Here is a 13,621-nt window from a genome sequence, read left to right as displayed (position 1 = left end):
TGCTGCGCTTTTGCTGGGTCGGAATTGAAGAGACGCCGCGCTCCTGAGCGTCGATCGGGAAGAGCGCACATGGATTGCCTCATGCCAATCGTCTGCCGGGAATCGCTTCGATCAGTTCGCGCGTATAGGCCGCTTCAGGGGCACCGAAGACCTTATCTGCCGGTCCCTGTTCCACGACCTGGCCACTTCGTAGCACCACGATGTGATGGGCGATCGCCGACACCACTGACAGGTCATGTGACACGAGCACGTAGCTCACTCCCAATTCGCGTTGAAGCTCTCCGAGCAGATCGAGAATCTGCGCCTGAATCGAGACATCAAGTGCCGAGACGGGCTCGTCGAGGAACAGCAGTTCCGGTCCGAGCGCCAAAGCGCGTGCAATGGCGACACGTTGCCGTTGACCGCCGGAAAGTTCACGCGGAAGTCGATTGAGCGCGAGTCTCGGCAAGCGAACCTGGTCGGCAAGCTGCCGGGCGCGGGCCTGGAGCTGGGTCGATTGGCGTATGCCGAAGGACTGCAGGGGCTCGACGATGCTCTCGAACACCGTATAGCGCGGATCGAGGGAGGCAAAAGGGTTCTGCTGCACGAGCTGGATGCGCTGGCGCAAGGGCCGGAATTCGTTCCAGCTCAACCGCGTGACGTCTTGTCCTTCGAAAAGGACGTGTCCGGATGTCGGCCTTTCAAGCCCGAGCGCAATGCGCAGCGATGTCGTCTTGCCGGAGCCGGACTCCCCGACGATCGCCAGCGTCTGACCGGCATGGACGCTGAAGCTCACCTGATCGAGCGCCTGGAACGGTTGCCTGGATCTCCGTCCGAACCAGGAGGTTTCACCAGGCAGATCGAAGACCTTGCTGACGGCTTCGAACCGAAGGATCTCGCTGGCAGGAGGCGCGGCTATGGAGCTTTTCGCCGTGGGGACCTTCTTGAATGCCGGTGCGGCGGCGACGAGAGTGCGGGTATAGCGCTCGACCGGCTGGTTGAGGATCTCCGCCGGGCGACCCTGTTCGACGATACGACCGGCCTGCATGACAAGAATGCGATCGGCGCGTTCTGCCGCCACACCGAGATCATGGGTGATGATCAGCATCGAAATGCCACGGCTCTTAACCAGCTGCTCGAGGTGATCGAGGATGCGTCTTTGCACCGTGACGTCAAGCGCGCTCGTCGGCTCGTCGGCGATGATCAGCTTCGGCCGACCGGCCATGGCAATGGCGATGAGAACGCGCTGGCGCATTCCTCCGGAGAGTTCGTGCGGATACTGCCGGGCGCGCAGCAGCGGCCGGTCAATGCCCACCTGCTCGAGTAATTCCACCACCTCGGCATCAAGCCGTCTGCCCTGCGGGCCGCGCGCGCGCTCCACCGCTTCGCCGATCTGGCGGCCGATGCGCATGGTCGGATTGAGGCTGACCGTCGGGTCCTGCGGGATAAGGCCGACAACGCGGCCGCGCAACGTTCTCCACAGGGACTCGCCTGCACCGCTTACATCCTCGCCATCGATGCGGATCGATGCGGCCTCGACCCTGGCATTGTTTGCGAGCAAGCCGATCAATGTGTTGGCCAGCGTCGATTTCCCCGAACCGGATTCGCCGACGATGGCGACGATCTCACCGCGCGCAATGGTCAGATCGGCCTCTCTCACCGCCGTGACGATCTCGTTGCCCGAGCGATAGCTGACGTTGAGGTCCTTGAGTTCGACGATCGGTTCCTGCGATGGCGCGTTCATCGCTCTACCTCCTCAAGCGTGCGGGAAATGTGGTTGAGCGCAAAGACGGCCAGCGCCACGAACAAGCCCGGCAGAAGCGATAGCCACGAGGCGGTGACGAGGAACTTGCGGCCGTTGGCGATCAGTGTGCCCCATTCGGCAGCCGGTGGAGCGGCTCCGAAACCGAGGAAGCTCAGCCCGGATGCGACGAGGATCGCGACCCCGAAATCCAGCGTGGCAAGGACGATGACGGCGCCCAGGCAGTTCGGCAGGATATGATTGACGAGAATGCGACCCCAACCAGCGCCGCCCAAGCGGGCGGCTTCGACATAGGCGAGCGTTTTTACGCGCATCACTTCGGCGCGCATCGTCCGGGCAAAGCCCGGCAGGATGCCGAAACCGACCGCGACGGCGACAGGCAGGGTGCCGAAGCCGATGGCGGTGACGATGGCGAGCGCGAGGAGAAGTCCCGGCAGCGCGAGCAGTACGTCGATCAGCCGCATGATGCACGCATCGATGCGTCCGCCGAAGAAGCCCGCAAACAGTCCAAGGCTCGAGCCGCCGATGAAAGCGATCGACACTGCAAGCAGCGCCGCCTGCACCGAAAGACCTGCGCCATAGATGACCCGGGTATAGAGATCGCGACCAAGCTCATCGGTGCCGAACCAATGGGCGAAGCTGGGCGGCCGCAACTTTTGAAGCGGAGCGGTCGCGTATGGGTCGAAGCCGGTGAGGATAGCGGGCGCGACTGCTGCAAGCAGAATGAAGAGGATGAAAGCGAGCGCGAGCACAAAGCCCGGACGGCCACGCAGCATTCGCAGCGCCTCGCTCCAACGGCGCCAGCGGGCGGATCGGATCGGCATGTCGTCGCCTTCCGGCGCGTGGCGAGGCACAGGCCCGACTGCGACCAATTGCGGAAAGTCCTGAATGGCCATGGTCTCAAACTCCTTCAGACGGCTTTGCCGACACGGGCGATACGCGGATCGAGAAGCGGATAGAGAAGATCGACGATGAGATTGACGATCACGAAGGCGGCTGCCGAAACCGTGACGATGGCCAACACGACCGGAATATCCTGTCGCAGCACCGCCTCCTGGGCGAGGCGGCCAACGCCGATGCGCGTGAACACCGTTTCGACCAGCACTGCGCCGGAAACCGTGTTGCCGACTTGCAGACCAATGAGCGTCAGGATCGGAAGGGCGGCATTGCGCAGCACATGACGGCGCTGGATCTGTCCGCGTGACAGCCCCTTGGCTTGCGCCGTGGCGATGAAGGGTTCGGCCCAGACGTCGTCGAAGCCTCGCATGAGAACCTGGGCATAGATGGCGGCGCTGGGAATGGCGAGCGTCACGGCGGGCAATATCAGAGAGGCAAAGCCCTTGTTGCCCATGGCCGGAAGCCAGCCCAGCGTAAAGGAAAAGATCTGTATCAGGATGAGGCCCGTCCAGAAGACCGGTACGGAAAGTCCGAGTGCCGGCAGGCGCCGCAAGGCTGCTTTCAGAGGCCGCCACCGCAACCATCCTGCTACATAGGCAAGGCTGAAGCCGCCCAGGATTGATAGCGTCACCGCCAGCCCGGAGAGCATCAAGGTCTGCGGCAGGCGCTCGGCAAGCAAGGCGGCCACGGAATTTCCCGTCGCAAGCGAGGTGCCGAGATCACCATGCAGAAGATTGCCCAGGAGATGGAAGTATTGCTCCACGACGCCGCGATCCAGCCCGTAGTGATGTCGCGCCTGCGCGATCTGGTCCGCGCTCAGCGTATCGATGTCGATCCCCGAGGCCGTCAGCATGATCGTCAGGGCATCGCTCGGCAGCAGGTAGAGGATCGCATAGGTGACCGTATAGGCGCCCCATAGAACGAGCAGCGCCTGAGCGATGCGGCCGATGATATAGGTCTTCATCGCTTCCGCGCTCCTAGCTCAGGCTTCGCCGAACCAGATGTCGTTGAAGAGCGCAAAGCCCTCCGACGTCCACTGGAAATCCCGCACCTTTGGTGCTGCGACCGCCTGCCAAAGACGCTCGTAGATCGGAAAGGCGACATTGTCGTCGATCAGCACATCCTGAAGGCCGGCATAGGCTTTCGCTCTCTCTTCGCTGGAGGTCGTCTGCAAGCCGGCGTCGAAGAAGGATTGCACGTTCTTCAGCGTTTCCGGCGGATAGGCGTTCTTCGAGAGCGCTGAATTATTGGTGTAGCGCGGGTCGAGGATCGTCTGGAGGACGACCGGGTCGGCGCGGGTCATATAGGTTGAATGCAGGTCGTAGCGGGCACCGGCCACGAAGGCCTGGAATTCGCCGGCGACCAGCACTTCCAGCTTCAATTCGATGCCGACCTGCCGCAATTGATCCTGGATCAGGACGTCGCCCGCGCTCTCGACCGTCTGCAGCGGCCGAATAAGCGTCAGGCGCTTGCCGTCCTTGTAGCGCCAGCCATCATCGCGCTTCAGCCAGCCGGCCTTATCAAGCAGTTGCGCGGCGCCATCGGGATCATAGGCAAGTTTGGCCGATTGCGATTTGAAATAGGGTGTGGTGACATCATAGGGGCCTTGAACGACGGGGAAATCCGCGCTGTAGACCCCCTCGGCAAAGGTCTTGCGATCGATCGACTTCTGCAGGGCGGCCCTGACCTGCGGATCGCTGAGGATGCGCCCCTCGCTGACATTGGGATAGAGATTGAGGGCCGGGCCGGGCAGCGATCGGCTGAGAACCTGTGCGTCGGCGCTGCGGAATTGCGCAAGATCCGGTTCGGAAAAGGGATCGCGCGGCCAAAGCAGATCCAGCTCTCCCAGCAGGAACTGGCCGTTCCGGACGCTTTCCTCCGGAATATATTGGATCTCGATGGCAGCGAGATGGGCCTTGCCGCGATTGCGTGCCGCCGCCGAGGGCCAGGCATAGTCATCGCGGCGGACGAGCTTGATGCCGACCTGCGGCTTGTAGTGCTCCAGCACAAACGGCCCCGTGCCGATGATGGCGCCTTGCGACCGCTCCTCCGCCGTGCGCTGATAGGATTCGGGGGCAAGGATGGAAAGATTGGTGGTGGATGTTGCCTGGAGAAAGCCGGCATTCGGCTTCGAGAGGTGAATGCGCACGGTGTGATCGTCGACGACATCAGCGCGGTCATAGCCGGCAAGATAGGTGCGGCCGAAGGTTGCGGGAACACTGGCCGCGAAGGCCTTGTTGGAATCGAAGGCAGTGCGTACGGCTTGCGCATTGAACGGGCTGCCGTTGGAGAAGGTCACATCTTTTCGCAGTGTAAATGTGTAGCTCAACCCGTCTTCGCTGATCTGCCAGCCGGTGGCGAGCCAGGGGATGATTTCGCCTGTCTTGGGATTCTGGTCGGTCAGCGATTCCGCAAGATTGCGCAGCACGACCCGATGTTCCAGCCAATAGACCTGGAACGGATCGATGCTGACAAGATCTGTGTTGTCGCGGTGGAATGCGATGTGCAAGGCTCCGCCTTCGGCTGTTGTTTCCGCGGCACTCGCCCCGGACTTGCCGAACAGTGGCAGGTTTACGGCCGACAGCGCGACAAGCGCGCTTGCAGACTGAAGCAGGCGGCGGCGGGTCGTCACTGGTGATGAAAAAGATGTCATGGCGGAAACCCTCAACGTGTTTGCCGATCAGCCGGCTTTGAGAATGGAACTGGAGACGGGTGTCGGAACGCTCGCCGTCGCCTGGGATGGTGGTTGCCCGCGTGCCAGCGCTGCGCGCCCGAGAATGGCGATTGCGGTGTCTTCCTGCGGCGCGTGAACGAGAACGGACTGGATGTCGCGGAAATGCCGCTCGATGCCCAGATCGGCGCTGAGGCCGGGATTGCCGAGCGCTCCGAGGGCAAGATGCGCCGCCTTGAGGATCTGGCGTCCGGCCAGAAGACGGGCGCGAATGAGGGTCTCGGGATCGTCGAGCCGGTAATCCAGCGCATTGAAAATGATCTGGCGGGCCCCGGCAACGAGAAGATCGATTTCGCCGGCCAGCGAAATGAAGCGCTCGGTCCGGGCGATCGGATAGCCCAGATTGGACGGAACGCGTTCATGAGCGAAGCGGACGAAGGCATCTTGTGCTGCCTCGGCGGCACCAAGATAGATCGCGCTTAGCGCCAGCGTCATGCCGGCATGGGCGCGATTGTCCTGCGCGCCGCTGCCGGCATCGACGAGATCGAGCACGTCTTCGCGCGGCACCTCGACGTCGGTGAAATGCACATCGTGTGAGCCGCTGGCGCGCATGCCGAGGCTCTTCCATGTCTGGATGACCTCGATCCCGGGCAGGGTCGCCGGCACGACGAAGGTGCCGACGCGTTGCGGCTTTTCGTCCGTGCGCGCCCAGACCAGGAAATGCGTCAGCCCGAGCGCGCCGGTGACGAAGCGCTTACGGCCGGTGATCGACCAGCCGCGCGCCGTGCGTCGTGCCAGGGTTTCGGGCAGGCCACCGCGCGCAGGCGAGCCAAGATCGGGTTCGACGCGTGCCGCATTGAGCAGAATGGGCCGCTCCTTGGCCTCCGCCAGCAGGCGTCGATAAAGATCCTCGGGCCATCGGCCACGTCCGGCCTCGCTCAGATGGGTGAAAATCGTCATGGCGCTGATCAACGCTACGGACGGATCGCCACGTCCGAGGCTGGCAAGGATCCGGCCAACTTCGGGCAAAGACGCGCCGGCGCCACCGAAGCGCTTACCGACTGTGCTTTCGAGAAGCCCGCTCTCATGGACGGCGTTAATCCCGACCCAGGGAAAGTCGCCGGTGGCATCCACCGTCGGCGCAGCGTCGGCCAGCTGCTGGATGACATCAGTCAAATCGATCGTGCTCTGGGACACCTGGAAAAGCCTTTCCGATTGAAAGATGAGCGGCAGCCGGCACCGGCCTTCACCATGCTCTGAAGTCTGGTCCGAATATCGGGGTGAGGAGGGTTAGGCCCGCCGCCTCTGGGGCGGAGGGCTCACCGGATGTATGCTTTGTCTTCAGGCGACCTGGCGCTGACCTTCTGCCCGCTCTCGCAGGCCCGACCTGACCAGCGGAAGAATGTAGCGGCCATAGTCGATCGCATCGTTGAAGTTATCGTAGCCGCGGATCGAGATGAGATCGGCACCGAGATCGACATAGTCCAGAAGCGAGTCGGCGATCGTTTGCGGTGATCCGACAAGCGCGGTCGATGCTCCGCGGGCATTGGTCGCCGTCACGGTCGGATACCAGAGCGCCCGGTCGTGGATGTCGCCGCGCGCCGCGATCTCAAGCAGGCGCTGCGAACCGGCATTTTGCGGCGCCGCCGCAGAGGCCGGTGCTTTGCCGAGACCCTTGGCGCGGTTTTCCTTCAATGCCTCGAGCACACGGTGTGCTTTCGCCCAGGCCAGTTCATCCGTCTCCGCAACGATCGGCCGGAAGGTCACCCAGATACGCGGTCGATCGCTGCGTCCGGCGCGCTTGGCTTCGGCATGGATGCGATCGATCTGCTGCCGCGTCTCGGCGAGCGGCTCGCCCCACAGCCCGAAAATATCGGCGAGTGCTCCACCAATGCGGTAGGCATCGTCGGACGACCCGCCGACCGACACCGGAATGGTGCCGCTGATCGGTCGGACCGCGTTGCGGAATTGCTTGAACTGGTAGTATTTCCCGTCGAAATCGAAGGGTTCTGCCGATTGCCAGGAACGGCGCAGAATGTGGATATATTCTTCCAGCCGCTCATAGCGCTGTTGTTTTGTCAGAAAGTCGCCTTCGCGGGCCTGTTCCTCGTCGCTGCCGCCGGCGATGAAATGAACGACGACACGCCCCTCGCTCAGTTGGTCGAGTGTTGCGAGCGCCTTTGCCGCCACCGTCGGATAGAGTGTATTGGGGCGCAACGCGATGATGATCTTTAAGTTCTTCGTGTTGGCCGCGACCGTCGCGCCGATCGTAAAGGGATCGAACGATGAAGAATCGTAGGGGATCAAGGTATAGTTGAAGCCGTACTCATCGAGTGATCGCGCATAGCGCACCAGAAACCGGGGATCTATTGCTGGATTTGGCAATGGATCGATTTCGGTCGAGGGGTTCGGGAACGTAACGCTGATGAATTCGGTCGGCATTGTTTTTCCTCTCTCGCGCTGTCCAGCACATCATGCCTGAACCTTAGAGGAGCGCACTGTGAGAGAGAAAGACCTGTCTTTCTGTAATCTACTATTTTTATAGAAATTATTTTCTATTGCTGCTTGCCCGGCGTTTTCACACCCAGAATCGAGATCGATGATTGGTAAAATACATTGTCGATATGGTCCGCTGCCATACCGGATCTGAACTGGCGCTGGCCTGGATCGCATGATCGCCTAGGCCAGTTTGAAGGATGAAACGTCGGCAAGCACCCCCAAGGCGTTCAATCCTAGATAATTTAATTTGGTTTTCGCCTACAATCTCAGCCGTGCTGCCCACCTTGTATGACAAAGTGCGGATCATCGATCCTCTCTTTCGACCCGCATTCGCCCATTACATTGCGAGATAGGCCTGCCGGATATCCTCGCGGCTTTCGAGTTCGGCAATGGTGCCGGAATATCGGATTGCGCCTTTTTCCAGAATATAGGCGCGATCGGATATCAGCCGGGCGAAATGCAGGTTCTGTTCCGACAAAAGGATGGATAGCCCCTCGCGCTTCATCGTGAGGATCGCATCCGCCATCTGCTCGACGATCTTGGGCGCCAGCCCTTCGGATGGTTCGTCAAGCAGGATCAGATGGGGATTGCCCATGAGGGTGCGGCCGATCGTCAGCATCTGCTGCTCGCCGCCGCTCATGTTGCCGGCCGGCCTCCTGCGCATGTTGCCGAGGTTCGGGAAGATCTCGTAGATGCGCTCGGGCGTCCACACCGCGCGCTGGTCTCGGCCCGCCTGCCGTCCGACTTCGAGATTTTCCTCCACCGTGAGGGCGGTGAAGATGCGCCGGTCTTCCGGCACATAGCCGAGCCCCCGGCGGGCGATGTCGAACGGAGGAAGCCTGGAAATATCCTCTCCTCGAAACCGGACCTCCCCCTGTTTCGACATGAGCAGGCTCATGATCGATTTGAAGGTCGTCGATTTGCCGGCGCCGTTGCGGCCAAGCAGGGCGATCACCTCGCCCTCGGCGACCTGCAATTCCACGTCGAACAGGATATGAGCGGGTCCATACCAGCTATTGAGACGGGATATTTCCAGCATCAGCCCTCCGATCTGTTGGCGTAAAGCAGGCCGGAGCCGAGATAGACGGCCTGGACGTCGGGATTGGCCCGGATCGCCTCGGGGGCTCCTTCCGCGATGATCGTGCCGCGATTGAGCACGAGAATCCGCGACGCATGTTCGAAGACGATATCCATGTCATGCTCGGTGAAGAGAACGCCGATCTGTCTTTCCTCGACAATCCGGGCGGTCAGTTTCATCAGCTCGATGCGCTCCCGCGGGGCCATTCCGGCGGCCGGTTCGTCCATCAGCAGCAGCTTCGGATCGCCGGCCAGCGCGATGGCAAGCTCGAGGCGCTTGACGTCGCCATAGGGAAGCTCGCGACAGGCGCGATCGGCCTGGTCGCCAAGACCGATCAGGCCGATCAGCTCTTCGGCCTTGCGGCGAAATTTGCGGTCCAGGCGCCCGAAGAAGCCGGTCCAACCGGAAAGATGTCCGGCATGGGACAGGATCGCCACCTGTACATTCTCGCGAACGGTCATGGACAGGTAGACTTCCGCGATCTGGAATGTACGGCCGACGCCGAGGCGGAAGATCCTGGCAGGCGAGAGGCCCGATGTCTTGACGCCGTCGAGGATCACCGATCCGGCATCGGGCCTGATCTGCCCGTTCAGCATATTGAAGCAGGTGCTTTTCCCGGCGCCATTCGGGCCGATAAGCGCCATCAGCTCACCACGGGTAAGCGAAAAGGAGACGTCGGTGACCGCTTTGACGCCCTGATAACTCTTGCTCAGATGCGATACCGACAGAAGCGGTGGGGTCATGGCGCATCCCCCATTTTGGCAGCCGGTTGCGAAAGGGTTTGCGGCAGGATCTGAAGCCGTTGCTTGCGAGTCCCCAATATTCGGCCCAGCGTTCCGACGATCCCCTCGGGAAATGCGACGACCAGGAGAATGATGAGGCCGCCGAGGATCATGCGGGAGAGATCGGTGTTGCTCATCAGCCAGATCGAGGCGGTCTTGTAGACGATTGCGCCGACGATGCCTCCCGATACCGTACCGAAACCGCCGAGCAGGACCATGACGAGCCCGTCGATCGACATCGGAATACCGAGCACCTCAGGAAAGACGCTTCCCTTCTGAAAGGCCAGAAGCGAGCCGGCAAGCCCAGCAAAGAAGGCCGACACGACGAATGCGGTATGCTGGACGGTGCGGCGCGGAATGCCGGTTGCCGCCGCGCGCTGCGGTGAATCCCGAAGTGCCCTCAGGGCATGACCGAACGGCGCGAAGGTCAGATACCGGATGCAGCCGACCGATAGGACGACCGCCGCGAGCGTCAGCCAATAGAAGGCCTTGGGCCCGCTTGCCCAGTCGGACGGCCAGACGCCGACGATGCCGTTGTCGCCACCTGTCACGTCGACCCACTGGTAGGCGATCGACCAGAAGATCTGCGCGAAGGCCAAGGTGAGCATGGCAAAATAGATGTTGGACAGCCGGACGCAGAACCAACCCGAGACGAGGGATATGGCAGCGGCAACAACGGGTCCGATGAGGAGGGCAAGCTCCATCGGCGCACCGAGCCACTGGACCGATAGTGCCGCCCCATAGGCGCCGAGGCCGAGGCTCGCCGCATGACCGAAGGAGTCCAGCCCACCCACCGACATCATGAACTGAAGGCTGGTGGCGAAGATCACGGCGATCAGGACTTCGCTCGCGACACCGAGGCCGTAATTGCCGAGCACCAGTGGCAACAGGATCGCGCTGAGGATGAGTATGCCGGCGGTAGCACGGCTGCGCGGGCCAAGTGGCCGCCACGTCGTCCTTGCCGCATAGCCGGCGCGGGAGGCAGGCAGGGGCTTGCCGAAGAAGCCCCAGGGACGCAGGACAAGGACGACGGCCATAACCACGAACATCAACGCGAGGGAAATGCCCGGAAACACCAGGATACCGAAGGCGTTCAGCTCCGAGACGACGATGGCCGCCAGGAAAGCGCCGCCGATGCTGCCCAGCCCGCCGATCACCACCACCACGAAAACCTCGGTGATGACGGACAGATCCATGAAATGCGTGACGGCATCACGCGGGATTTGCAGGCCGCCGCCGAAGGCAGCCAGGAAGACGCCGAGCGCGAAGACTCCGGTGAAAAGCCATTTCTGATTCACCCCGAGCGCGCTGACCATGTCGCGGTCCTGGGTGGCTGCGCGCACCAGAATGCCCCAGCGCGAGCGGTGCAGCAGCAGCCACAGCATGCCGAGAACGGCGGGTCCGAGAGCGATGAGCACGAGATCATAGGCTGGAAAGGGCCGGCCGAGAATCTGGACGGCGCCGGACAGTCCGGGTGCCCGTGGCCCGACGAGGTCCTCCGGTCCCCAGATCAGTCGCACGCCGTCCTCGACGACGAGGGTGACGCCGAATGTGGCCAGAAGCTGCAACAGTTCGGGAGCACGGTAGATGCGTCGCAGCAGCAGGATTTCCAGCAGAGCACCGCAGACCGCGACGATGGCGGCGGAGACAAGCAGCGCTGCCCAGAAGCCGAAGGCGCTCTCCCAGCGGGTCGTCAGGCTATAGGCCAGATAGGCGCCCAGCATGTAGAAGGCGCCATGGGCGAAATTGACGATGCGGGTCACGCCGAAGATCAGCGATAGTCCGGAGGCGACCAGGAACAGCGAGGCGGCATTGGAAAGCCCGGTCAGGAACTGCAGAAGATAAAGGTCCAACGTAGGCTCCCTGCCCATTTAACAAGGGTGGCATTCGATCCACGGAGCGAACGCCGGCGCGATGCGTTATGACGAAATGCATGTCCGTTTTGCCGGCGGAAGGGCATGAAGCCGCGACCGCCGGTCTTTGACGGTTCCGCTAGGGGCGGAGCTTGGCGGCGTCGGCCTCGCTCGGCAGGAATTCGCTGCCGTTGTGGTACTGGAAATCGACCATCACGCCTTTCCCGTCCTTGAGAGCGGTCTTGCCGATGAAGGCGCCGAGCGTTGATTGGTGATCCGCGGCACGATAGGTGATCGGACCGAACGGCGTGTCGACCGAAATACCCTTGGCGGCGGCAATCAGCGCGTCCGTGTCGGTCGACTTCGCCTTGGTCAGAATGGCGGCCATCGACTTGACCAGCGAATAGCCGACCACCGAGCCGAGGCGGGGATAGTCGTTGTAGCGCTTCTGGTAAGCGTCAAGAAAGGCCTTGTGCGCGGGTGTGTCGACGGAATACCAGGGATAGCCCGTCACGATCCACCCTTCCGGCGTATCGGTCTTCAGCGGATCGAGATATTCCGGCTCGCCGGTCAGGAAGGAAACGACCGAGCGGCCCTTGAAGAGATCGCGGGTCGTGCCTTCGCGCACCAGCTTCACCAGATCGGCGCCGAACTCGACGTTGAGGATCGCATCCGGCTTGGCGGCCTCGATGGCCTGCGCCACGGAACCGGCATCGATCTTGCCTTGCGGCGGCCATTGCTCGGCGACGAACTCAACGTCTGGCCGGGCCTTCTGGAGCAGTTCCTTGAACACAGCCACGGCGCTTTGTCCGTATTCATAGTTCGGTGCGATGGTCGCCCAGCGCTTCGCCGGCAGCTTGGCGGCTTCCTGCGCCAGCATGGCGGCCTGCACGTAGTTCGGCGGGCGCAGCCGGAAAGTATAGTCATTCCCCTTCGACCAGATCATCGCGTCGGTCAACGGCTCTCCGGCCAGGTAAAAGACCTTCTTCTGCTTGGCGAAATCAGCAACCGCCATGCCGACATTCGAAAAGAAGGAACCGGAGATCATGACGACCCCTTCCTTTGCGACCAGCTCGTTGGCGGCTGTCAGTGCGTCGCCGGGCTTGCCGCCGTCATCCTTGGAAATGATCACGAGCTTGTCGCCGTTGATGCCGCCCGCCGCATTGATCTCGTCAAGCGCCAGCTGCCAGCCCTTCTTGTAAGGGTCGGTAAACGCGGGAAGGGCAGAATAGCTGTTGATCTCGCCGACCTTGATCTCGCCGGCCATCGCTTGTGTCCCGGCCGCCAGACAAAGGGCCGTACCCATAATCGCAAAAAGTCCTCTCATTTCCGTCCTCTCTGGATTGATCTGTTTTGATTCTTGTTATTACGGCACGTCATCGGCGGCATCGAATTTCGAGCGCGTGCAATCGCGATCCATAGCTTGTCGCCTGAAGGTATGATCTGGTGTGTTCACTATAAATGCAAGATCTTTCTGTGTGTATTTTTTAGGCAAAAATGCGCAAAAATCCCGCATTTCCAGCTTGCCAATCGTTCCAAGAACGTGGAAATTCGCGTGTACACACTAATCTTGGCAGCGGATGGCTGATGTGAAGCACGATAGGCCGGATACGGACGACTATGATGTCACGCAACAAGTGGGCCACTTGCTGCGCAGGGTGTATCAACGTCATCTCTCCATCTTCCAGGAAAACGCCTCCGATCCCAATCTGACCTCCGTGCAGTTCGTCACCCTCTGTGCGCTGCGCGATCACGGGCCCAGTTCCCAGACCGAACTCGTGAAGGCCACGGCCGTCGATCAAGGCACGATCAGGGGCATCATCGAACGACTGTCCGCACGAGGTCTAATCACGACTTCCGGGGATGAGCAGGACGGACGCAAGATCATCATGTCCCTGACGCCGGCCGCGGAGCAGCTGCTGGAGGAAATGATACCGGCCGCCCGCCTCATCAGTGAGTTGACGATGGCTGACCTCAATCCCGCCGAAAGAGTGGCCCTGCTTTATCTGCTGCGCCGCATCCTGAACTATCATGATGACAAATCATCGAACGCGCCGGAGAAATAGACCGGTAGGAGATGCCATCGCTCGATAGCATCTC

11 protein-coding genes are annotated in these 13,621 nt (G+C 61.6%); 1 reads left to right on the top strand and 10 read right to left on the bottom strand.

Annotated elements, in window-relative coordinates; translation table 11 throughout:
* Positions 1-79: 79 nt before the first annotated feature.
* From JTP94_RS02205 to JTP94_RS02160, 10 genes are all read right to left on the bottom strand, one after another.
* A complete protein-coding gene (locus JTP94_RS02205; protein ID WP_204848919.1) occupies positions 80-1,723 on the bottom strand; it encodes an ABC transporter ATP-binding protein in 1,644 nt (547 codons plus the stop codon).
* On the bottom strand, positions 1,720-2,637 hold the full coding sequence (locus JTP94_RS02200) for an ABC transporter permease (protein WP_204848918.1): 918 nt from the start codon (positions 2,635-2,637) through the stop codon (positions 1,720-1,722). The genes JTP94_RS02205 and JTP94_RS02200 overlap by 4 nt, the downstream gene beginning before the upstream one ends.
* Before the next feature lie 14 nt (positions 2,638-2,651).
* Positions 2,652-3,602, bottom strand: coding sequence for an ABC transporter permease (locus JTP94_RS02195; RefSeq protein ID WP_204848917.1), 951 nt, complete (start codon positions 3,600-3,602; stop codon positions 2,652-2,654).
* 18 nt (positions 3,603-3,620) lie between these two features.
* The gene (locus JTP94_RS02190) at positions 3,621-5,291 is read right to left on the bottom strand and encodes an ABC transporter substrate-binding protein (protein ID WP_204848916.1); all 1,671 of its coding nucleotides are present in this window, start codon (positions 5,289-5,291) and stop codon (positions 3,621-3,623) included.
* A gap of 27 nt (positions 5,292-5,318) precedes the next feature.
* Positions 5,319-6,506, bottom strand: coding sequence for an acyl-CoA dehydrogenase family protein (locus tag JTP94_RS02185; protein ID WP_204848915.1), 1,188 nt, complete (start codon positions 6,504-6,506; stop codon positions 5,319-5,321).
* Positions 6,507-6,650: 144 nt separating this feature from the next.
* Positions 6,651-7,751, bottom strand: a complete 1,101-nt coding sequence (locus JTP94_RS02180; RefSeq protein ID WP_204848914.1) for an LLM class flavin-dependent oxidoreductase — start codon at positions 7,749-7,751, stop codon at positions 6,651-6,653.
* A gap of 394 nt (positions 7,752-8,145) precedes the next feature.
* The gene (locus JTP94_RS02175) at positions 8,146-8,850 is read right to left on the bottom strand and encodes an ABC transporter ATP-binding protein (protein ID WP_409456579.1); all 705 of its coding nucleotides are present in this window, start codon (positions 8,848-8,850) and stop codon (positions 8,146-8,148) included.
* Entirely contained in the window at positions 8,847-9,629 is a 783-nt protein-coding gene (locus JTP94_RS02170) for an ABC transporter ATP-binding protein (RefSeq protein ID WP_204848912.1), read from the bottom strand. The genes JTP94_RS02175 and JTP94_RS02170 overlap by 4 nt, the downstream gene beginning before the upstream one ends.
* Positions 9,626-11,521, bottom strand: a complete 1,896-nt coding sequence (locus JTP94_RS02165; RefSeq protein ID WP_246754617.1) for an ABC transporter permease — start codon at positions 11,519-11,521, stop codon at positions 9,626-9,628. Before JTP94_RS02165 ends, JTP94_RS02170 begins: the two co-directional genes overlap by 4 nt.
* A 139-nt stretch (positions 11,522-11,660) precedes the next feature.
* Positions 11,661-12,848, bottom strand: a complete 1,188-nt coding sequence (locus JTP94_RS02160; RefSeq protein ID WP_204848910.1) for an ABC transporter substrate-binding protein — start codon at positions 12,846-12,848, stop codon at positions 11,661-11,663.
* A gap of 253 nt (positions 12,849-13,101) precedes the next feature.
* Here JTP94_RS02160 and JTP94_RS02155 point away from each other — a divergent pair, with 253 nt between their 5' ends.
* The gene (locus JTP94_RS02155) at positions 13,102-13,587 is read left to right on the top strand and encodes a MarR family winged helix-turn-helix transcriptional regulator (RefSeq protein ID WP_204848909.1); all 486 of its coding nucleotides are present in this window, start codon (positions 13,102-13,104) and stop codon (positions 13,585-13,587) included.
* The last annotated feature ends 34 nt before the right edge of the window (positions 13,588-13,621 follow it).

The organism is Martinezella lusitana, from assembly GCF_016901135.1.
In the GTDB taxonomy this organism is placed as follows: Bacteria; Pseudomonadota; Alphaproteobacteria; order Rhizobiales; family Rhizobiaceae; genus Rhizobium; species Rhizobium lusitanum_D.
Note: the sequence above shows the minus strand (reverse complement) of the source record. Positions and strands in the feature narration are given on the sequence as shown.

Bases quoted from the DNA above. Each gene is read 5' to 3' on its own strand.
- JTP94_RS02170 (WP_204848912.1), bottom strand. From the start codon at position 9,629: ATGACCCCACCGCTTCTGTCGGTATCGCATCTGAGCAAGAGTTATCAG.
- JTP94_RS02160 (WP_204848910.1), bottom strand. From the start codon at position 12,848: ATGAGAGGACTTTTTGCGATTATGGGTACGGCCCTTTGTCTGGCGGCC.
- JTP94_RS02190 (WP_204848916.1), bottom strand. From the start codon at position 5,291: ATGACATCTTTTTCATCACCAGTGACGACCCGCCGCCGCCTGCTTCAG.
- JTP94_RS02155 (WP_204848909.1), top strand. From the start codon at position 13,102: ATGGCTGATGTGAAGCACGATAGGCCGGATACGGACGACTATGATGTC.
- JTP94_RS02180 (WP_204848914.1), bottom strand. From the start codon at position 7,751: ATGCCGACCGAATTCATCAGCGTTACGTTCCCGAACCCCTCGACCGAA.
- JTP94_RS02195 (WP_204848917.1), bottom strand. From the start codon at position 3,602: ATGAAGACCTATATCATCGGCCGCATCGCTCAGGCGCTGCTCGTTCTA.
- JTP94_RS02205 (WP_204848919.1), bottom strand. From the start codon at position 1,723: ATGAACGCGCCATCGCAGGAACCGATCGTCGAACTCAAGGACCTCAAC.
- JTP94_RS02200 (WP_204848918.1), bottom strand. From the start codon at position 2,637: ATGGCCATTCAGGACTTTCCGCAATTGGTCGCAGTCGGGCCTGTGCCT.